Annotated in this window: 16 protein-coding genes and 2 pseudogenes; 11 read left to right on the plus strand and 7 right to left on the minus strand. The window is 71.4% G+C overall.

Translation table 11 applies throughout. The annotated features are described in order from the left end of the window. The first annotated feature begins 161 nt into the window (after window positions 1–161). On the plus strand, window positions 162–1019 hold the full coding sequence (locus ACJMNC_RS04610; RefSeq protein ID WP_408946779.1) for an SCO6745 family protein: 858 nt from the start codon (window positions 162–164) through the stop codon (window positions 1017–1019). Window positions 1020–1134: 115 nt separating this feature from the next. Here the strand turns inward: ACJMNC_RS04610 and ACJMNC_RS04615 are convergent, their stop codons facing one another. After that, entirely contained in the window at window positions 1135–2136 is a 1002-nt protein-coding gene (locus tag ACJMNC_RS04615) for a formate/nitrite transporter family protein (protein ID WP_408946780.1), read from the minus strand. Window positions 2137–2296: 160 nt separating this feature from the next. On the opposite strand from ACJMNC_RS04615, the gene ACJMNC_RS04620 reads away from it, so the two are divergent. Both ACJMNC_RS04620 and ACJMNC_RS04625 read left to right on the plus strand, forming a co-directional pair. Next, entirely contained in the window at window positions 2297–3226 is a 930-nt protein-coding gene (locus ACJMNC_RS04620; RefSeq protein WP_408946781.1) for a transporter substrate-binding domain-containing protein, read from the plus strand. 20 nt (window positions 3227–3246) lie between these two features. Continuing rightward, the gene (locus ACJMNC_RS04625) at window positions 3247–4203 is read left to right on the plus strand and encodes an alpha/beta hydrolase family protein (protein ID WP_408946782.1); all 957 of its coding nucleotides are present in this window, start codon (window positions 3247–3249) and stop codon (window positions 4201–4203) included. Between the two features lie 21 nt (window positions 4204–4224). Here ACJMNC_RS04625 and ACJMNC_RS04630 read toward each other — a convergent pair whose 3' ends face one another. Beyond that, on the minus strand, window positions 4225–5316 hold the full coding sequence (locus ACJMNC_RS04630) for a YdcF family protein (protein WP_408946783.1): 1092 nt from the start codon (window positions 5314–5316) through the stop codon (window positions 4225–4227). Between the two features lie 184 nt (window positions 5317–5500). Here ACJMNC_RS04630 and ACJMNC_RS04635 point away from each other — a divergent pair, with 184 nt between their 5' ends. The 4 genes from ACJMNC_RS04635 to ACJMNC_RS04650 all read left to right on the plus strand — a co-directional run bounded on the left by ACJMNC_RS04635 (window position 5501) and on the right by ACJMNC_RS04650 (window position 9428). Further along, window positions 5501–6529 (plus strand): DUF418 domain-containing protein, encoded by a 1029-nt coding sequence (locus ACJMNC_RS04635; RefSeq protein WP_408946784.1) that lies wholly within the window; start codon window positions 5501–5503, stop codon window positions 6527–6529. Beyond that, the gene (locus ACJMNC_RS04640; RefSeq protein WP_408946785.1) at window positions 6526–7716 is read left to right on the plus strand and encodes a sensor histidine kinase; all 1191 of its coding nucleotides are present in this window, start codon (window positions 6526–6528) and stop codon (window positions 7714–7716) included. Before ACJMNC_RS04635 ends, ACJMNC_RS04640 begins: the two co-directional genes overlap by 4 nt. After that, window positions 7713–8369 carry a response regulator gene (locus ACJMNC_RS04645; RefSeq protein ID WP_408946786.1) on the plus strand — a complete coding sequence of 219 codons (657 nt, stop codon included), beginning with the start codon at window positions 7713–7715 and terminating at the stop codon, window positions 8367–8369. The genes ACJMNC_RS04640 and ACJMNC_RS04645 overlap by 4 nt, the downstream gene beginning before the upstream one ends. Before the next feature lie 84 nt (window positions 8370–8453). Next, complete coding sequence (locus tag ACJMNC_RS04650) at window positions 8454–9428, plus strand: alpha/beta fold hydrolase (RefSeq protein WP_408946787.1); 975 nt, start codon at window positions 8454–8456, stop codon at window positions 9426–9428. Between the two features lie 103 nt (window positions 9429–9531). On the opposite strand, the gene ACJMNC_RS04655 is transcribed toward ACJMNC_RS04650, so the two are convergent. The 3 genes from ACJMNC_RS04655 to ACJMNC_RS04665 form a co-directional block, all read right to left on the minus strand. Further along, window positions 9532–9957 (minus strand): DUF779 domain-containing protein, encoded by a 426-nt coding sequence (locus ACJMNC_RS04655; RefSeq protein WP_408946788.1) that lies wholly within the window; start codon window positions 9955–9957, stop codon window positions 9532–9534. Window positions 9958–10034: 77 nt separating this feature from the next. Continuing rightward, window positions 10035–11558, minus strand: a complete 1524-nt coding sequence (locus ACJMNC_RS04660) for an aldehyde dehydrogenase family protein (protein WP_408946789.1) — start codon at window positions 11556–11558, stop codon at window positions 10035–10037. 129 nt (window positions 11559–11687) lie between these two features. After that, a complete protein-coding gene (locus ACJMNC_RS04665; protein ID WP_408946790.1) occupies window positions 11688–12953 on the minus strand; it encodes a transcriptional regulator in 1266 nt (421 codons plus the stop codon). A gap of 245 nt (window positions 12954–13198) precedes the next feature. Between ACJMNC_RS04665 and ACJMNC_RS04670 the strand changes: the two genes are divergently transcribed. Both ACJMNC_RS04670 and ACJMNC_RS04675 read left to right on the plus strand, forming a co-directional pair. Next, complete coding sequence (locus ACJMNC_RS04670) at window positions 13199–13879, plus strand: LysR substrate-binding domain-containing protein (protein ID WP_408946982.1); 681 nt, start codon at window positions 13199–13201, stop codon at window positions 13877–13879. Between the two features lie 62 nt (window positions 13880–13941). Further along, window positions 13942–14904 (plus strand): endonuclease/exonuclease/phosphatase family protein, encoded by a 963-nt coding sequence (locus ACJMNC_RS04675; protein WP_408946983.1) that lies wholly within the window; start codon window positions 13942–13944, stop codon window positions 14902–14904. A gap of 80 nt (window positions 14905–14984) precedes the next feature. Here ACJMNC_RS04675 and ACJMNC_RS04680 read toward each other — a convergent pair. Beyond that, a pseudogene (locus ACJMNC_RS04680) lies at window positions 14985–15802 on the minus strand (2-amino-3,7-dideoxy-D-threo-hept-6-ulosonate synthase). Between the two features lie 47 nt (window positions 15803–15849). On the opposite strand from ACJMNC_RS04680, the gene ACJMNC_RS04685 reads away from it, so the two are divergent. Next, the gene (locus tag ACJMNC_RS04685) at window positions 15850–16632 is read left to right on the plus strand and encodes an arylamine N-acetyltransferase family protein (protein WP_408946791.1); all 783 of its coding nucleotides are present in this window, start codon (window positions 15850–15852) and stop codon (window positions 16630–16632) included. Here the strand turns inward: ACJMNC_RS04685 and ACJMNC_RS04690 are convergent. After that, window positions 16623–17749: pseudogene (locus ACJMNC_RS04690) on the minus strand (4-hydroxybenzoate 3-monooxygenase). The gene ACJMNC_RS04685 and the pseudogene ACJMNC_RS04690 sit on opposite strands and share 10 nt — an antisense overlap. A gap of 288 nt (window positions 17750–18037) precedes the next feature. Here ACJMNC_RS04690 and ACJMNC_RS04695 point away from each other — a divergent pair. After that, the gene (locus ACJMNC_RS04695) at window positions 18038–18820 is read left to right on the plus strand and encodes a glycosyltransferase family 2 protein (RefSeq protein ID WP_408946792.1); all 783 of its coding nucleotides are present in this window, start codon (window positions 18038–18040) and stop codon (window positions 18818–18820) included. Window positions 18821–18857: the final 37 nt, after the last annotated feature.

The following is an 18857-nucleotide window of genomic DNA, read 5'->3' on the forward strand; positions in this document are numbered from 1 at the left end:
CGGCTCTCTAGCCTTCATCGTTCGTGCAGGCCGGAGCCCGGTCCGCACGCGATCGCGGTCATCGTAACCAACCCGGCCACGCCCGGCGGGGAGCCTGTCATTCGGCCGAACGCCGACCGGCGGCGTTGACACCGGTCCCCTCGTCCCCGCAGGGTGAAGGCATGACTGCCGCGAGAACCGCGTACGAGACCCTCGAACCCTTCCACGTGCTGGCCTACTTCAATCCCGGCGTGGGGGAGGCCGCAGCCGACACCGGACTGGACCCGCACGCCTTCTATGTCGGTGCGCGCGGCGCCCCGCTCGGCGACTGCGCCGCCGCGGTGGTCACCTCCGCCTTCTACAACTTCTCCCCGCAGCTCATCGACGGCGCCTGGGCGCGTGCCCGGGCCGCCGGGCTCGGCACCGTCGCGCAGCGGCGCTACCGGATGCTCGACGAGCAGCTGCGCGCGATTCTCGGCGAGCGTGCCGACTCCGACGAGATCGCCGAGCTGGCAACGGGTTTCGGCGCACTCGCGGACGGTATTCCCCTGGGCGGGCGGCCGCTCGCGGCCGGCTGGGCGGCGGCACCGATCCCGGACGAGCCGCTGCCGGCACTGTGGAACCGGATCGCGGTGCTGCGCGAATGGCGCGGGGACAATCACATCACGCTGCTGGTCCAGCACGGGATCGACGGGATCGAGGCCTCGGTCTTCCACGAGGCCGAGCATCCCGATCCGTCGATCAGACGCCGCCTCATGGGCCGCCGGATGACCCTGCTGACCCGGGGCTGGCAGGAATCGGACTGGGAGGCGGCGATCGATCGGCTCGCCGCCCGCTCGCTGGTCGAGCGCACCGGCGACGGCCACCGGCTCACCGCGGAGGGGGCGGCGCTCTACGACGACATCGAAGCCGCCACCGATGCCCTCACCGAACCGGTGTGGTCGGCACCGGAGGCCGGCGAACTGGTCAGCCGCATGCGTCCGTACGTCAAAGCGGTGATCGACGCGGGCGTACTGCCCGGCACCCGGAAGAAGGACTGACCGCGGGCCGGTCCCGCCTCAGCGGGACCGGCCTTCAGCCTCCGGCCCCCAGCCTCCCGGCCCCCAGCCTCCCGGCCCCAGTCTCCCGGGCGCCGCGGCCGGATCGGCGGCTCGGTCAGGTGTGCCGGGCCGCGTCCGTCTCCCCGGTGAGTGTCGCGGCACCGGGCACGGCCGATCCGGATACCGCAGAACCGGTGGTCGCCGCGGCCGGGGCCGCCGGCAGCTCGATGTCGCCGGTGGCGGGACCGGAGTCGGCATCGGGCCCGGAATCGGCGGCGGCCGGCTCGGCGATCACACGCTTGGGGGCCGGACGGTAGTGCGTCAGGTAGATGGCCAGGCCGGTGAAGAGCAGCCCGCCCACCAGGTTGCCGAGCACCACCGGCAGCTCGTTCCACAGCACGTAGTCGGTGACGGTGAACTCGGCGCCGAGCATCAGGCCGATCGGGAACAGGAACATGTTGACCACCGAGTGCTCGAAGCCCATGGCGAAGAACAGCATCACCGGCAGCCACATGACCACGATCTTGCCGAGCACGTCCTTGGCGATCATCGCGCCGATCACGCCGGTGGAGACCATCCAGTTGCACAGCATGCCGCGCACGAAGACGGCGATCCAGCCGCCCAGCCCGTGCTCCTGATAGCCCACGGTGCGGTCGTGGCCGATGGCGGCGAGCTTGGCGCCGAACTCTGCGAACTGGTTGCCGGGATCGCTGATCGGGCTGCTGAAACCGTAGGTGACGTAGGTGGTCACCAGCAGGGCGACGGTCAGTGCGCCCGCGAGATTGCCGAGGAAGACCAGCCCCCAGGTCCGCATCACCCGGCCGAAGGTGACCCCGGGTCTGCGGGCGAGCAGTGCCAGCGGGGTGAGCACGAAGATGCCGGTGAGCAGGTCGTAGCCCAGCAGATACAACAGCACGAAGCCCACCGGGAAGAGGATCGCGCCGACCAGCGGACTCCCGGTCTCGACGGTCACCTTGACCGCGAAAGCCGCTGAGAGGGTCAGCAGAGCCGAGGCCATGAAGGCGCGGATGAGGGTGTCCCGGGTGGAGACGACGATCTTGGCGGCGCCGGCCTCGATCATCGACACGGCCAGCTCGGGTGGTTTGACATAGGTCATTGCGGGGGACTCCTCGCGGCGGTAGTCGGTGACGCTGGTTGGTTCGCGGATCGACGCTAAGGAGTGCGTGTTACCGCCTGCCCAGTTCGAGTGAGCGGGCGCTGCGGGTTCACGAGGGCCCGGCGGCGCCGGACCTCACCGGGCACTAGGCTCAGCGGATGTGACCATCGGACGTGCCCGCCGCCCGCGATCGACGGCTGCGGTCGTCGCAGCGGTCGCCGCGCTGACGATGCTGACGGCGGCCTGCGGCACCGGTGACCCGGCCCCGCGCGCCACCGGGTCGTCGCCGCCGGTCTCGGGGATCAGCGCGACCGCGGGGGCCGACCCCGCACTGGCCGAGCAGGTGCCGTCGGCGATCCGGTCCGCCGGACGGCTGGTCGTGGCCACCGGCTCGCACTACGCCCCGATGGTCTACGCCGACGAGCAGGGCACGCTCACCGGCTTCGACGTGGAGCTGATGACCGCGATCGCCGATCTGCTCGACCTGGAGCTGGAGGTGAAGCTGGTGCCCTTCGACCAGATCCTGCCCGGCATCGCCGCAGGGCGCTTCGACGTGGGCATGGACGGCATCTTCGATACGCTCGCCCGGCAGAAGACCGTCGACATGGTGACCTATCTGCGCGGCGGCACGCAGTGGATCCAGCGCGCCGGCGAGGACGTGGACCCGAACAACGCCTGTGGCCGGAGGGTGGCGGCCGCGTCCGGCAACCTGCAGGCCACCGTCGAACTGCCGGCCAAGAGCAAGGCCTGCGAGACCGTCGGCGACAAGCCGATCACCATCGTCGCCGCCGCCGACCAGGACGGCGCCCGGCGGCTGCTCTACGACCGCAAAGTGGACGCGGTGTCCGCGGACGCCGCGGTGGCCGCCGTGGACGTCCGCGACTCGGACGGCAGACTCGCCGACGCCGGCCGCGGCTTCGACTCGCAGCCCTACGGTCTGCCGGTGGCCCGGGGATCGGATCTCGGACCGGTGCTGCGGGCGGCGGTGCAGAAGCTGATCGACGACGGCCGGCTCGCCGCGATCGCGGCGGACTGGGGGCTGTCGGACGAGTTGATCGACGACTCGGTGATCAACGGAGCGACCCAGTGAGCCGCCGGCGGACCAGGCCGGTGAGTGCCGCCGGCCGCCTCGGCGCCGTGCTCGTCGTCGGCGCGCTGCTGACCGGCCTGACCGGCTGCGGTGAGTCGATCGAGCCCGCCACCCCGGGCGATCGCGGTGTGGCCGCCGCCGAGCTGGCCAAGATCGAGGCGTATTCGGATGTGAGCATCGAGCGCTACCAGTATCCCACCACCACCGGCGACCGCGACGACCGGCAGAACTGGGCCGACGTCTATCTGCCGCCCGGCGAGCACGAGCCGGACAGCGTGCCGCTGGTGGTGCTGGTGCACGGCGGCGGCTGGGAGTCCACGCTGGGTGCCGACGTCTTCACGGCGCTGGCCCGTCGGCTGGCCGAACGCGGACTGGCCGTCTACAACCTCGAGTACCGCCGGGTGGGTGCCGGCGGCGGTTGGCCCACCACCTTCAAAGACGTGGCCGCCGCGATGGACTACGTGCCGCATGTGCAGGCCGCGGTGCCGATGATCTCCCTCGACGACGCGGTGGTGGTGGGGCACTCGGCCGGCGGTCAGCTGGCCATGTGGTCCGGCACCCGGCACAACCTCGAGGACGACGAGATCGGCGCCAAGCCCGAGTTCCGGCCGGTCTATGCGATCTCGCTGGCCGGCACCCTGGATCTGCGCCGGGCGGTGCGCAACGGCAACCCGCGGGTGCCGAAGGTGATGGGTGGCACCCCAGATCAGGTGCCCGGCCACTACGCCTCGGTGAGTCCGATCGAGAACATCGACCCGGACATGCCGATCATCGCGATGACCGGTACCGATGACACCGTGGTGCCGCCGGCGATGGCGGAGACCTATGTGCAGGCGGTGCACAGGGCCGGTGGCACGGGCGCCCTGGTGAAGTTCCCGGGCGTCGGCCACAGCGGCATCGTCGACTCGAGCGCTCCGACCTTCCCGCAGATCATCGAGACGATCAGCCGGGCCGCCTACCGGGCGCATCGCGATTGACCGGCTCGGCGTGCACCGGGCTCAGCGCAGGAAGGCGTCGACCACCTCGGTCTGCCGGCTGCCCAGGTACAGCGCCAGGCCCAGCACCGCCCACACCGCGGTGGACGCGCCCAGCCAGCACAGCAGGTTGGCCCGGCGGTAGTGCACCAGGCAGGCGGTGAACTCGCGCAGGAAGGCCGCCGGGACGTAGTAGCGCGCGGTGGCGGCGCCGACGACGGACGCGCGCAGGCCCAGGCGCCGGGTCAGTGAGCTGCTGCGCAGAGTGTGGAAGTTGCTGGTCACCACGGTCAGCTCGGGATCGGTCAGGCCACGCTCGGCGAGCACCGCACGCGTATTGCGCAGGTTCTCCTCGGTGGTCGTCGAGGTGTCCTCGAGCACCAGGCGCTCGGCCGGCACCCCGTGCGCGAGGGCGTACCGGCGCATGGCCTCGGCCTCGGAGATCACCTCGTCGCTGCCCTTGCCGCCGGACAGCACCAGCAGCGGCGGCCGGCCGTCCGCGGTGACGGCGGAGGCGGACACCTCGATGCCGCGGTCGACGCGCGCGGCGAGCAGCGGGGTGAGGTCTTCGCCGGAGAGTCCCGCACCGAGCACCACCACCGCGTCGGTGTGGGCCGGCGGCCGGCGGCGACCGTACAGGGCGGCGTAGCCGGTGTAACCGGCCAGCGCCACGACGATCATCGCGATGGGGATCACCACCAGCGGGATGAGTACTGCGATCTGCCACGCCGACTCGGTCTGCACCAGCACCACCGCGGTGACGACGGTAGCCACCAGCACGATGAGGAGGAACAGGCCGAACACCGCCGGGACCAGAGTCGCCACCCGGAGTCCCTCCCGCCGCACCACGACCACCGAATTGGCGAGCAGCGCCAGCCCGGCGAGCAGCAGCACCAGCAGGCCGAGGGCGATCGGAGCGAGCACGGTGAGGCTGCTCCACTCGTCGTCGTGGATCGTGGCGCCGATCAGCAGCACCAGGAAGATCCAGGTGAGCGTCAGCGAACCGAGCAGGGCCAGGCCGTGCCCGGTCTGTCGCGGCTCGACGACGATCCGCCGGATACTGATCGCCCAGGCCGCCGCGGCCAGCAGGGCGAAGCAGATGGTCGCGATCGTCATGGTGTCCGCTCCTTCGTGGTTCAGGCCGCGGCGTCCCGGCCGGGGCCGGCCAGGACGCCGATTTCGTGGACCACGCTAACCGCGCACTCGCCTGGACGGAATCAGCCGGAAGGTTCAGGCGGTGCGCGCCGGGTCATCCTTTCGGTCGATCCGGAGCAGGCCCGACCCCGGCCAGGCTGAAACCATGAACAACAACAGATTCCACTTCCTCGATGTCCTGCGCGGGCTGGCGATCGCCGGGATCCTGCTGGTCAACGCTCCCGATCTGGTCCGGCTCGGCAGTGCCCACCCGGCGCAGCCGCCGGCCGGCCGCACCCTGCTCGATCTGACGGTGCAATCTCGACTGGTGCCGATCTTCGCCGTGCTCTTCGGCGTCACCATGTGGCTGATGGTCGACGGCGCCCGGCGGCGCGGCCGGCGGCCGGGACCGGCGCTGGTGCTCCGGATGGCCGGCCTCGGCGCCATCGGGCTGCTGCATTCGCTGGCCTTCAGCGGCGACATCCTGCGGGAGTACGCGGTGGTCGGTCTGCTGCTGATTCCGTTCGCCCTGTGGGCGGCGCCGTGGCTCTCGCTGACGCTGGGGCTGGTGGCGACGGCGGTGTCCTTCGGTCTCTTCAACGGCGGCGTCGAATCGTTGCCCGGTCTCATGCTGATCGGTCTGGGCTGTGCGGGCCTGGGTGTTCCGGCGCTCCTCGAGCGCCGCGGCCGGCCGGTCGCCTGGGCACTGGCCGCGGCACTTCCGGTGGCCGCGCTCGCGATCGCCGCACAGGTCTCCGCCGGCGGCGGCGATCCGAGGTTCGTGATCGAGGGGGCCCGGGCGGGGCTGGCGACGGCCGTGGTCTACGTGCTGGCCGCGTCCCTGGCCTGGCAGTGGGCGCCGGCCCGCGCCGTACTCTCGGCCTGCTTCACCGCGCTCGGCCGTGCGGCTCTGACCTGCTACGTCAGCGCCAGCGTGGTCTTCGCGGGGCTGGCCCACAGCGTCGACTTCACCGGCGACGACACGGTGTGGCGGGTGCTCGGCATCGCGGTCGCGGTGCTGGCCGTGCAGGCGCTGCTGGCCGCCTGGTGGCTGCGCCACTTCACCGGTGGTCCGCTCGAATGGCTGCTGCGGGCCGTCACCTGGTGGTCGCTTCCCCCGCTGCGCCGTGGCGCGCACCGGCGCCCGGCGAGTGCCCGGGAGGCCGACCTGCGGACCGTAGAATCCTCGGTGTGACCGCGGCGGCGAACCCGGAGACGGCCGACGGCCGGTGGCGACAGTTCGCCGCCGGCCTGCCGGCGTTGCTGCTGGCGGTGGCCGGAGTGGAGACCTACCGTGGCTTCGGGGCGCTGCCGGTGACCGGCGCGGTGATCGTGCAGGTGCTGGGTCTTGCGGGCGGCGCCCTCGCCTGCGCCGGGGTCCTCCGCAGCAGCCGGCGGGTCACCGCCGCCGGTCTGCTGATCTTTGCCGCAGCCTGCCTGACCGGCGCCCTGCTGCCGGCGCTCGGCGGGTGGCACGGCGGTCCGGTGTGGCCGGTCGGCGGTGTCTGGCTCCTGGTGTTCGCCGTGCACGGCGCCGCATCGGGTGCCCGCACCGTCGCCGACGGCGCGGTGATCGGCGCGGCGGCCGCTTTCGCGTTCGGCTCCCTGCTGCCGGCCGCCGTCGACGAACCCGGTCTGTCGGCCTACCTGGTGCCGGTGGGAGCGGCGCTGGCGGTGGCCGTGTATCTGGGCAACCGCTCGCGACGGGAGAACGACCGGCTGCGCGCCGTGGCCGCCCGCGTGCGTGAAAGCGAACGGACCGCCATGGCTCACGAGCTGCACGACCGGGTGGCGCACGAGGTCGCCGGCATCGCGGTGCTGACCCAGGCCGGGCTGGCCGTGGGCCGCAGTGACATCGATCTGCTCGATCGCATCGGTGCGAGTGCGGCGCGGGCGCTGGCCGATATCCGGTCGATGGTCGAGGTGCTGCGCGATTCCACGGCCGGCGGGCCGGCCCTGACACCCTCGGGCACCGATGCCGCGAGCCTCGCCGATCTGGTCGACACCTTCGCAGACAGCTCGCCGGCGCCGGTGCGGGTCGCGATCGACGACGATCTCGGGGCCGACGTCCCGGGTGTGGTGTATCTGGCCGCCCACCGGATCCTCTCGGAGTCGCTGACCAACGTCCGGCGTCATGCCGCGTCTGCCGCGGAGGTATCCGTGGGGGTCCGCCGCGACGGCGCGGTCCTGGTGGTCGAGGTGAGCAATCCGCTGGCCGACGGCCCGGAGCAGTCCGTCGGCGCCGGGCCGGGCTCGGGCAGCGGGGTGCGCGGCATGGCCGAGCGGGCCGCCGCGGTGGGCGGCACTGCGGAGATCGGGGCCGACGGCGACCGCTGGCGGGTGCGGGCGATGCTGCCGGTGCCGGAAGGGACACGACGATGACGATCCGGGTGGTGCTGGCCGACGACCAGGAGATGGTGCGGATCGGCTTCGCCATGATCCTCGGCGCCGAAGACGGCATCGAGGTGATCGGGCAGGCCGGGGACGGCGCCGAGGCCGCGGCGCTGATCGACCGGCTGCGCCCCGACGTCGCCCTGCTCGACATCCGGATGCCCAGACTCGACGGTCTGCAGGTGTGCCGTCGGGTCACCAGCGCGCTGCCGGACACCGCGGTGGTGATCGTGACGACCTTCGGCGACCCGGACTATGTGGACGAGGCGCTCGACTCCGGCGCCTCGGGTTTTCTGCTGAAGGACTCCGGGCCATCGCTGCTGGTGGCGGCGGTGCGGGCGGCGGCCGCCGGCGACTCGCTGATCTCCCCGGAGGTGACCGTGGACCTGCTGGCGCGTTCACGGCGGGGCCGGTCCGCCGATCCGGAGGCCACGGCGCGGCTGGCGGCCCTGACGGTCCGCGAGCGGGAGATCGCGGCGCTGCTCGCGCGCGGGCACACCAACGCCGAACTGGCCGCCGAACTGTTCCTGTCGCTGAGCACCGTCAAGACGCATCTCGCGAGCATCCAGCGGCGGCTGGGAGCACGCAACCGCGTGGAGATCGCGGCGGCGGTCTGGGCGTCGGGAGCCCTGGACGAGTCCTGACCGCGTGGCCGTGGGCGTCGGGCATCCGCCGGTCTGACCGAGCCGGGTGTCAGATGTGATACAGGTCATGCCATCCTGGATGACATGATGTCGATCGAACGCCCGCAGATCGAAGGCTCCGTCGCCGTCGGCATCGATCGCCGCATGGGATTCGCCGAGTACGGCGACCCCAACGGCCGGTCGATCATCTGGCTGCACGGCACCCCCGGCGCCCGCCGGCAGATCCCGATCGAGGCGCGGGTGCATGCGGCCAACCGGGGGATCCGGCTGATCGGGGTGGACCGGCCCGGAGTGGGCTCGTCCACGCCCTATCGCTATCGCGCGGTCTCCGAGTTCCCCGACGATCTGCTGGCCATCGCCGACACCCTCGGCATCGGCCGCTTCGGCATCGTCGGACTTTCCGGTGGCGGCCCGTACACGCTGGCCGTGGCGCACGCCGTCCCCGACCGGGTGGTGGCCGCCGGCATCCTCGGCGGAGTGGCGCCCACCGTCGGTCCCGATGCCATCGAGGGCGGGGCGATGGCGCTGGGCAGCATGCTCGCGCCGATGCTGCGGGTGGCCGGGGTTCCGCTCGGGCGGATGCTGAGCTCGCTGCTGTCGGTGGCCCGGCCGATCGCCGAACCGGCGATCACGATCTACGGGCAGCTCTCGCCCAACGCCGACCGGGAACTGCTCGCCCGGCCGGAGTTCCGGGCGATGTTCCTCGACGACCTGCTCTCGGGCGGCAGCCGGCGGATGGAGGCGCCGGTCACCGACGTCCTCGCGTTCGCCTCGGACTGGGGCTTTCGGGTCGGCGACGTGACCGTCCCGGTGCGCTGGTGGCACGGCGACGACGACAACATCATCCCGTTCGAGCACGGCGCCCACGTGGTGAGTCTGTTGCCCGACGGCAAGCTCTACCACCTGCCCGGCGACTCGCACCTGAGTACGCTCAACCAGGCCTGCGACATCCTCGACGAGGTGGCGGCCTTCTGGGAGGTGCGCAGCGGCCGGCCCGCGGGCGGCCGCACCGGATCCCTCGGTCCCGGCGTCCTCAATGAGACGCAGGTCGGGATCTGAGTCCTCGCCGCTGCGGCCCGGCGCGGACCCGCGTGAACAAGGGTCCGGCCGAGCGCGGATGCGTTCGGCCGGACCCCTGGGCGGAGGGCTGCCGGGTGGAGGGCTACTCGTCGTCGATCATGGCGCCGGTCCGCGGCGGCGACGCGTCGAGGAGCGCGTTCTCCTCATCGCTGAAGGTGCGTGAGCGGGTCAGGAAACGGACGCCTTCGGGCGCTTCGAGCGAGAAGCCGGCACCGCGGCCGGGCACCACGTCCAGGATGAGCTGAGTGTGCTTCCACAGCTCGAACTGGTCGCCGCCGATCCACACCCGGGTGGCCGGCAGCGGATCGGGCAGGGCCACCTCGCCCAGCAGCACGTCGCGCTGACCCACCCGGTAGTCGCCCACCGGGTAACACATCGGCGCCGAGCCGTCGCAGCAGCCGCCGGACTGATGCATCATCAGTCCGCCATGCAATTCCGACAGCTTGGTCAGCAGGGCGACGGCGGCATCGGTCGCCCTCACGCGTTCGGGAGTCTCCGGCTGGGTCATCGTCTTCCCCTCTCACGTCCGGCCTTGCAGATGGAAGCCGGCGCGGCGCCGGGAGCCGGCGCCGCGCCGGAGACTGACTAGAAGAAGCCCTTCGCATTCTGCGCGTAGCCCACCAGCAGGTTCTTGGTCTGCTGGTAGTGCTCGAGCATCATCAGGTGGTTCTCCCGGCCGATACCGGACTGCTTGTAGCCGCCGAAGGCCGCGTGCGCCGGGTAGTCGTGGTAGGTGTTGGTCCACACCCGGCCGGCCTGGATCTCCCGGCCCGCACGGTAGGCGGTGGCGCCGTCGCGGCTCCACACGCCGGCTCCGAGGCCGTAGAGGGTGTCGTTGGCGATGCGCATGGCCTCGTCGTAGTCGGAGAACTTGGCCACCGACAGGACCGGTCCGAAGATCTCCTCCTGGAAGATCCGCATGTCGTTGCGGCCCTCGAAGACCGTCGGCGCGATGTAGTAGCCGCCGGACAGGTCGCCGCCGAGATCCACCGCCTCGCCGCCGGTGAGCACCTTGGCGCCCTCGTCTTTGCCGATGGCCAGATACGACTTGATCTTCTCGAACTGGTCGTTGGAGGCCTGCGCACCCATCATGGTCTCGGTGTCGAGCGGGTTGCCCTGCTTGATGGCCTTGACCCGGTCCACGGCGCGGGCGAGGAAGTCGTCGTAGATCTCGCCCTGGATCAGTGCGCGGCTCGGGCAGGTGCACACCTCGCCCTGGTTGAGCGCGAACATCGAGAAGCCCTCGAGTGCGCGGTCGAGGAAGCCGTCGTCGGCCGACATCACGTCCGAGAAGAAGATGTTCGGGCTCTTGCCGCCCAGCTCCAGCGTCACCGGGATCAGATTCTCCGAGGCGTACTGGGAGATCAGCCGGCCGGTGGTGGTCTCACCGGTGAAGGCGATCTTGCGGATGCGGTTGGACGAGGCCAGCGGCTTGCCGGCCTCCACGCCGAAGCCGTTGACGACGTTGATCACGCCGTCGGGCAGCAGGTCGCCGATCAGGCTCATCAGGTACAGGATCGACGCCGGGGTCTGCTCGGCCGGCTTGAGGACGATCGCATTGCCGGCGGCGAGGGCCGGGGCGAGCTTCCAGGTGGCCATCAGAATCGGGAAGTTCCACGGGATGATCTGGCCGACGACGCCCAGCGGCTCGTGGAAGTGGTAGGCGACGGTGTCCTCGTCGATCTGCGAGATGCCGCCCTCCTGGGCGCGCAGCGCGCCGGCGAAGTAGCGGAAGTGATCCACCGCGAGGGGGATGTCCGCGGCCAGCGTCTCGCGGACGGCCTTGCCGTTCTCCCAGGTCTCGGCGACGGCCACCTTCTCCAGGTTGGCCTCGATGCGGTCGGCGATGTTCAGCAGCACCTGGGCGCGCTCGGCCACCGAGGTCTTGCCCCAGGCCGGAGCCGCGGCGTGGGCGGCGTCGAGGGCCAGATCGATGTCCTCGGCGGTGGACCGGGCGATTTCGCAGAAGGTCTTGCCGTCCACCGGCGACGGGTTCTCGAAGTACTGGCCCTTGACCGGCGGCACCCACTTGCCGCCGATCCAGTTGTCGTACCGGGACTCGTAGCTCATCACCGAACCGTCGGTGCCGGGCTTTGCGTAGATCGTCATGTCCGCTCCTTCGCGCCATGTCATCTGTTGGTGAGGTGCACCACACACTAATGATGGTGTGGTTGCAGTCACGTTGCAATGCGGTGCGCGGGGAGGCGAGCTGGCCTCACGGCCCGGTCGCGGCCGGTGTCAGCCCAGGCCGAAGCGGCGGTCGAGCAGCCGTGCCCGGCCGGCGGCGACCGCACGCTGCGGATCGCCCTCGGGCAGCCGGTCGACGAGCCGGCGCCAGGCCTGACCGTCGTCCCGGCCCAGCGGCGACGACGTCCACGCGGTGAGCCCGGAGGGATCGCCCGCCGCCAGCAGCTGCGAGCGCAGATCCTCCCGGAGCTCCTCGAAGAGTTCGACGACGCCCGGAGCCAGCGATTCGGCGAGGAGTCCGCCGCGGCCGAGTGCGGTGATCGCACCGGCGGTGTCGCCGTCGGCGATCATCGCGGCGACCCGGGTCACGTCGCAGTCCACCGGCACGGTCAGCCGGTAGGGGCGGGCGGCGATCACATCGCCCAGGTCGCGGCGGAGCCGGGAGATCTCGGCGCGGACGGTGACCGCATCCAGATCGTCCTCGGACAGTGCCATCGCCAGTTCCTCGGTGCTGCGCCCCTCCGGGTAGCTGTGCAGCAGGAGCAGGATCTCGCCGTGCCGCCGGGACAGCGGTCGGCGCGACCCGCCGGGGGCACACCAGTTGGGTCCGGCCCCGTCGAGCAGGTTGAGGATGATGGCCGGCTCGGGCCGGTCGAAGGCCTCCGGGTCGGCCAGATCCACCGCGCGGGACTGCAGTTCGCGTTCGACGGCGGCGACCACCGAGCGGACCGCGGCGAGTGCGAAGGGTGCCGCGGCGGCCTTTCCGCCGGTCACGTCGATCACCCCGAGCAGCCGGTCGGTGGCCGGATCGTGCACCGGTGCGGCGGCGCAGTTCCAGTGCTGCACCGGCCCGGAGAAGTGTTCGGGACCGCGGATCTGGACGCTCTGGTCGACGGCCAGCGCCAAACCCGGGGCGTTGGTGCCCACCGTCTCCTCACTCCACACCGAACCCTCGACGAAGTTGATGCCGGCCGCCTTGTCGCGGGCCTGGCTGTCGCCGTCGATCCACAGCAGCCGGCCGTGCTCGTCGGCCACGGTGACCACCACCCCGGCGTCGGCGATGTCGTCGACGATCAGCGAGCGCACCAGCGGCAGCACCCGCGAGAGCGGATGCGCTGCACGGTAGGCGGCCAGGTCGTCGTCGGACATCGGCCGGCCGGTGTCGGCGCTGACCTGCTCCGGGCTGATCCCGCGGCCCAGCGATCGCTGCCACGATTCGCGGACCACCGCACGCACCACCCCGTCCGGCAGGGCGGTGCCGGCGAGCAGTTGCTCGTAGGCGTGCCGCACGCGGGCGAGCGGCGTGCCGTCGGCCATCGTGCCTCTTCGTCTCGTCGGGCGGACGCAGGGCGCCGCGCGGTGGGGATGCCGACGACGGCGGCCGTCGCCGGCCGCTGCCGCGGTGTTCCGGACGGGAACGGTGTCCCGTCTGTCACCGATTGTGCAACGCGAGTGTGACGGGGGCAACGTCCGTGCTCCGATACCTGGTACCGGTGCCTTACTGTTATCGCGTGTCCCACGATGTGCCCGGCGGTTTCCGGCTCGGCTATGTGCCCGGGGTGATGCCCGGGAAGTGGGTGCGGATCTGGGGGCAGCGCCGGCCGGACGTGCCGCTGACGCTCGTGGAGATGACCGCCGCCACCGCGCTGGAACGGGTGCGCGACGGCGACGTGGACGCGGCGCTCGCCCGTCCGCCGGCCGGGGCGGAGCCGGCGAGTCTGGGGCTGGCGCTGATCCGGCTCTACGACGAGGTTCCGGTGGTCGTGGTGCCGGCCGAGCACCTGTTCACCGTCGCCGACGAGGTTCCGCTGGCCGACCTGGCCGATGAGACCGTCCTGCTGCCCGGCGACGACGTGCTCGGCGCGGTCCTGCCCGGCGCCGTCGCCGACTACCGGCCGCCGACGACCGGCGATGCCGTCGAGTTGGTGGCGGCCGGTGCCGGGGTGCTGGTGGTGCCGCAGTCGCTGGCCCGGCTGCACCACCGCCGGGACGTCGTCTACCGGCCGCTGGCCGGCGGCCCGGTCTCGACGGTGGGACTGCTGTGGAACGAGCCCACGACGGAACTGGTCGACGAGTTCATCGGCATCGTGCGGGGCCGGCGGCCCGGCTCCTCCCGCGGCCGTGACGCCGAGGTGCCCAAGCGTTCGGCCCGGCAGAAGGCGGCGGACCGACGGGCGGCGAGACACGCCCGCGGCGAGGTGCCGCCGCGTCGCTCCCGGCCGCCCCGGCGCGGCCGCCGCTGAGCCGGCCCCCGCAGCCCTCTCATGGGTTCCGCTAAGGATGACCTAATACCCTCGTGGGCGTGATGGCGACACAGACGCTGCGGCGGGGCGGGCTGATCATCTCCGGGGCGATGGTGGCCGCCGGAGCAGCCGGCATCATCGCCCACTACAGTTGGCTCGAGAGCAACTGGCTGGCCCGGGTCGGCGCCTTCGCGCCGGTGCTGATGGGGATCGGGCTGCTCGGCACGCTGCTGGCGCTGGCCGTGCGCGGCTGGTGGGTGGCCGGGGTCGGGGCCGTGCTCGTGGTCGTCTCGGTGATCAGCCAGGCGCCGCTGTACATCGGATCGGGTGAGCCCGGCACCGGTGACCTGACGGTGATGCAGGCCAACATCTATCTCGGTCAGGCCGACGTCGATGCGCTCGCGAAGACCGTCGCCGACAAACACGTCGACATCCTCACCGTCGCCGAGCTGACCGATCCGGCGCTGAGCCGGATCGAGGCGTCGGCCATCGCCGAACAGCTGCCGTACACCTTCGTCAAGCCGGCCGAACACGGTGCCGGGATAGGACTGTTCTCGCGGTACCCGCTGACCGACGCCGGTGCGCTGGACGGATTCCGGATGGCCAATGCCCGGGCCGTCGTGCAGATCCCCGGACACGGCGAGTACGCGGTCTATGCGCTGCATCCGCTGCCGCCGTATCCGGAGCCGGCCTGGCGGTGGACGATGGAACTCGATCGGCTCTCGGAGATCCTGCACGACGAGACCCGACCGGTGATCGCGGCCGGCGACTTCAATTCCACCTACGACCATCGGCAGTTGCGGGATCTGCTCAGCGACTCCGACGGCGGTCCGGGGCTCACCGATGCGGCCGAGCACACCGGGGCCGGGATCATCGCGACCTATCCGGCCAATCGCTGGTTCCCGGCGATGCTGGCGCTGGACCGGGTGATGACCCGGGGCGGGCCGGAAGCGGTCGACTTCTACCGGGTCGAGATCCCCGGTTCCGACCACCACGGTGTGGTGGCAGAGATCGACCTGCGCTGAATCGCCCTGGGCCGCAGCACTTCCGCGTCACTCCCGGGCCGGGACGTGCCCCGTGCGGCCGGGGGGCGGCGGTGATCGATTCAGGCGAGTTCGAGGCTGCGCGGCACGGGCACCGAATGCAGGTGGTCGGCCAGGGTCGAGGCCACCCGGCGCGGATCCTGCGCACCGAAGACGTGCCGGCCGAAGCTGAGTCCGGCGACCCGCGAATCCGAGACCTCGGTACCCAGCGCGATGGCCGAGTCGTCGTCGCGGTAGGCGCCCCCGGCCACCACGATCGGCAGTGGGCAGGAGTCGACGACCCCGTTCATGGCCGCCGTCGAACCGGCGTAGTCGAGTTTGACCAGGTCCGCACCCAGATCGGTGGCGATGGCCGCGAGATGGGACAGCGTGGCCGCGGACGGCTGCTCGGGCAGATCGGCGAGTGCGCGGTGGTACATCATCGCCATCAGCGGCACCCCAGGCGGTCGCATTCGGCGGATACCGCCCCGAGATCGGTGAGCTGTTCGGACTCGCTGGGCGAGCCGACGTTCACGTGCACGCTCACCGCGTCGGCGCCGAGGCTCAGACATTCCTCCACGGAGCCGACGAGGACCTTGCGGGTGGAGTCCACCGACAGGTTGGTGCCCGCCGACAGGTGCACGATCAGGCTCATCCGGTCGAAGTGCCGGGAGTCGAGGTAGCGGGCCCGACCTTTGTGGACCACCAGTGCGTCCGCGCCGGCGTCGGCGAGCACGGCGGCCGTGCGGTCGGCGTGGTTGTGGTCGCCGAGGGGCCCGACGGTCACCGAGTGGTCGAGGGGGACGATCAGCGCGCGGGAGGTCGGTGCCGAGAAGATCCGGCGCAGCCGCAGGTGTTTGCCGGTCAGCCGGGCGGTGCTGCGGGGTGGCGCGAACGTCATCGAGGTGACTCCAATCCTATCGGGTTGTGAGGGTAGCCTATCCTCCTATGTCCGACAATCCGGCTGTGGGGTTCCCGCTCGACGACTATCTGAAACGAATCGGTCTGCCTGCGGCGACGCTCTCCGGACTCGATCGGGGTGAGACCGTCGCCACACTCGCGCGGGCTCAGCATCGGCGGATTCCCTTCGAGAACATCGACATCCACCGGGGCCGCGTGGTGACCACCGATCCGGCCGCGCTCGTCGACCGGCTGATCCACGGCCGGCGCGGCGGAATCTGCTACGAGGTGAACGGACTGCTGGCGCTGGCACTCGGTGCGCTGGGGGTGCCGGCCCGGCTCTACGGTGCGCGGGTGGATCCGGGCGCGGGCTTCGGCCTGCCGCGCGGCCACGTCGCGGTCGGCATCCCGGCCGGCGGGGGCCGGGTGCAGTTGGCCGACGTGGGCTTCAGCGGTGAACTGATCCTCGGCGGATTCGACCCGGACCTGCCGGAGACCTGGACGATGACCTCGGGGCCGGCCCGCTATCGGCTCGATCCCGAACCCGTGCCGGCGGACGGTTTCGCCGAGATGGCCCGCTGGCAGAGCACGGCGGCCCGGTCGCGGTTCACCGGCTCGGTGATCTGCACCCTGCCGACGCGGGCCGGACGCCGCACCCTGGCCGGCCGCATCGACCCCGCGGGCCGGACGGTGGCCTACCGGCTGATCAGTGCCGACGGCGACCGGCGCACGGAACGGCCGTTGACGGTGAGCGCGGCCACCGCGCAGCTGGCCGGGACCTTCGGGATGGCGGTCACAGCGCCGTCGCGCAGCCGGCCGGCTCAGGCGTAGCGCCACGAGGTGGGGAACGGCAGTCCGAGATAGACCTCGCCGAGCGCCCGGCGCGCATCGTCGGAGGTGGTCCAGCGCCGCAGCCGGGCCAGGCGCAGCCGGCGCCCGAAGTCGCCGTCGTCGAAGCGGTGCAGCACCGAGGTGAGCTCCCAGGAGAACGCCTGGGCGGCCCACACCCTGGCCAGCGCCCGCTCCGAGTAGGTGTCGAGCAGATCGGTCCGGCCCTCGGCGTAGAAGCCGGCCACCGCGTGGGCGAAGACGCAGGCATCCGAGACCGCCAGATTCAGGCCCTTGGCGCCGGTCGGCGGCATGATGTGCGCGGCATCGCCGAGCAGGAAGAGCCGGCCGACGCGCATCGGTTCGGTGACCACGCTGCGCAGCGGCGCGAGTGAGCGCTCGATGATCTCACCGGTCTGCAGGGCGTCGTCGTCGACGGCGAAGCTGCGCCGGCGCAGCTCGGCCCAGATCCGGTCGTCGGTCCAGGCGTCGAGGTCGGTGTCGGCGGGCACCTGCAGGTACTGCCGGGACAGGGCGGGGCCGCGCATGCTGTGCACGGACAGGCCGTCCGGATGGGCGCAGTACATGCCCTCCTCGGTGACGGGCCTGGAATGCGCCAGGATGCCGAGCCAGGCGAAGGGGTAGGACCGCTCCATGGTGGTGACATGCTTCTCGGCGACGGCCCGGCACGGCCCGTGGAAGCCGTCGCAGCCGGCGACGAAGTCGGCCAGGACGGTGCGCCGGCGGCCCTCGTGGGTGAACTCGACCCGCGGCCGGCCGTCGATGACGTCGTCGACGGTCACCTCGAGCGCCTCGAAGATCACCGGCTCGCCGCGCTCCGGGAGGGCGTCGATCAGATCGGCGACCACCTCGGACTGCCCGTAGACGAAGGCATTGCGGCCGGAATCGGCGTGAAAGTCGAGTCGATGGGTGTGCTCGGAGAAGCGCAGGTAGAAACCGTTGTGCCGGAGGGCCTCCCGATGGAGGCGGTCGCCCACGCCGAGTTCGTCGAGGACGTCGACGGTAGTGTGCTCGAGGACACCGGCCCGGACGCGGCGGCGGACGTAGTCTCCGAGCGGTTCTCCAGGACCAGGGCGTCCACGCCCTGCAGGGCCAGCATGTGGGCCAGCGAGAGGCCCGCCGGGCCCGCGCCGATGATCACCACCGAGGTGCTGAGGGTGTCTCCGTCCGATATGAGAGTCGGCACAATCAATCTCCTAAGGTTTGGCTAGCCTAACTTAGGCTGTAGCGTACGAATCCGTCATACAGGGCCTCCGATCAGAACGCGGTGAGCAGCGATCTGCCAGGTCAGGCGCGTTCCGAGCAGTGCAGAGAAAGCGATGTCACAGTGACCGACCTCTACGGTGAGTCCGACCCCACGCGTGCCGATGAGCTCCGGTCCGGCGACATGAACGAATTCGAAGCCGAGTTCGCCGCCCCCGGCGGTGCGAGTGGACCGCTGCGCCAGCCGGTCGGGCGAGACCTGGCCACCGTCTCGGTGGTGGTCCCGACGATGAACGAGGCGCTCAACCTGCCGTACGTCGCGGCCCGGATGCCGGCCGTCGACGAGATCATCGTGGTGGACGGCAACTCCATCGACGGCACTGTGGAGGTGGCCCGCGAACTCTGGCCGTCGGCCACGATCGTCGAACAGACCCGCTCGGGCAAGGGCAACGCGCTGGCCTGTGGATTCCTCGCTGCCACCTGCGACATCGTGGTGATGATCGACGCCGACGGCTCCACCGACCCGGGTGAGATCCAGGACTTCGTCGACGTCCTCCTCGACGGGGCCGACCTGGCCAAGGGCAGCCGGTTCAGCCACGGCGGCGACAGTGAGGACATCACCGCGCTGCGCCGGCTGGGCAACAAGGCGCTCAACAGTCTGGTCAACCTGATCTTCCGCGCCGAATACTCCGACCTCTGCTACGGCTACAACGCCTTCTGGCGGGAGAACCTGCCGGTGCTCGATCTGGCGGACGTCACCGCCGCCGAGGCGCAGTGGGGCGACGGCTTCGAGATCGAGACGATCATCAACGTGCGGATGATCCGGGCCGGCAAGAAGATCCGCGAGGTGGGCAGCTTCGAAAGCCGCCGTATCCACGGCCGGAGCAACCTCAACGCGGTCAGCGACGGCCTGCGCGTGCTGCGCACCATCAACAAGGAGCGCCGGCTGCAGCGGGCCGCCCGCTGACCTGCGAATCCGCCGTCGCCGGCGCACGTAGAATAGG

It is taken from the genome of Gordonia sp. VNK21 (assembly GCF_046098115.1).
Classification (GTDB): domain Bacteria; phylum Actinomycetota; class Actinomycetes; order Mycobacteriales; family Mycobacteriaceae; genus Gordonia.

What these genes read in the sequence shown, in the direction of transcription:
- ACJMNC_RS04610 (WP_408946779.1), top strand. Translation starts at nt 162, where the DNA reads ATGACTGCCGCGAGAACCGCGTACGAGACCCTCGAACCCTTCCACGTG.
- ACJMNC_RS04615 (WP_408946780.1), bottom strand. Translation starts at nt 2,136, where the DNA reads ATGACCTATGTCAAACCACCCGAGCTGGCCGTGTCGATGATCGAGGCC.
- ACJMNC_RS04630 (WP_408946783.1), bottom strand. Translation starts at nt 5,316, where the DNA reads ATGACGATCGCGACCATCTGCTTCGCCCTGCTGGCCGCGGCGGCCTGG.
- ACJMNC_RS04635 (WP_408946784.1), top strand. Translation starts at nt 5,501, where the DNA reads ATGAACAACAACAGATTCCACTTCCTCGATGTCCTGCGCGGGCTGGCG.
- ACJMNC_RS04645 (WP_408946786.1), top strand. Translation starts at nt 7,713, where the DNA reads ATGACGATCCGGGTGGTGCTGGCCGACGACCAGGAGATGGTGCGGATC.
- ACJMNC_RS04650 (WP_408946787.1), top strand. Translation starts at nt 8,454, where the DNA reads ATGATGTCGATCGAACGCCCGCAGATCGAAGGCTCCGTCGCCGTCGGC.
- ACJMNC_RS04655 (WP_408946788.1), bottom strand. Translation starts at nt 9,957, where the DNA reads ATGACCCAGCCGGAGACTCCCGAACGCGTGAGGGCGACCGATGCCGCC.
- ACJMNC_RS04660 (WP_408946789.1), bottom strand. Translation starts at nt 11,558, where the DNA reads ATGACGATCTACGCAAAGCCCGGCACCGACGGTTCGGTGATGAGCTAC.
- ACJMNC_RS04665 (WP_408946790.1), bottom strand. Translation starts at nt 12,953, where the DNA reads ATGGCCGACGGCACGCCGCTCGCCCGCGTGCGGCACGCCTACGAGCAA.
- ACJMNC_RS04670 (WP_408946982.1), top strand. Translation starts at nt 13,199, where the DNA reads ATGCCCGGGAAGTGGGTGCGGATCTGGGGGCAGCGCCGGCCGGACGTG.
- ACJMNC_RS04675 (WP_408946983.1), top strand. Translation starts at nt 13,942, where the DNA reads ATGGCGACACAGACGCTGCGGCGGGGCGGGCTGATCATCTCCGGGGCG.
- ACJMNC_RS04685 (WP_408946791.1), top strand. Translation starts at nt 15,850, where the DNA reads ATGTCCGACAATCCGGCTGTGGGGTTCCCGCTCGACGACTATCTGAAA.
- ACJMNC_RS04695 (WP_408946792.1), top strand. Translation starts at nt 18,038, where the DNA reads ATGAACGAATTCGAAGCCGAGTTCGCCGCCCCCGGCGGTGCGAGTGGA.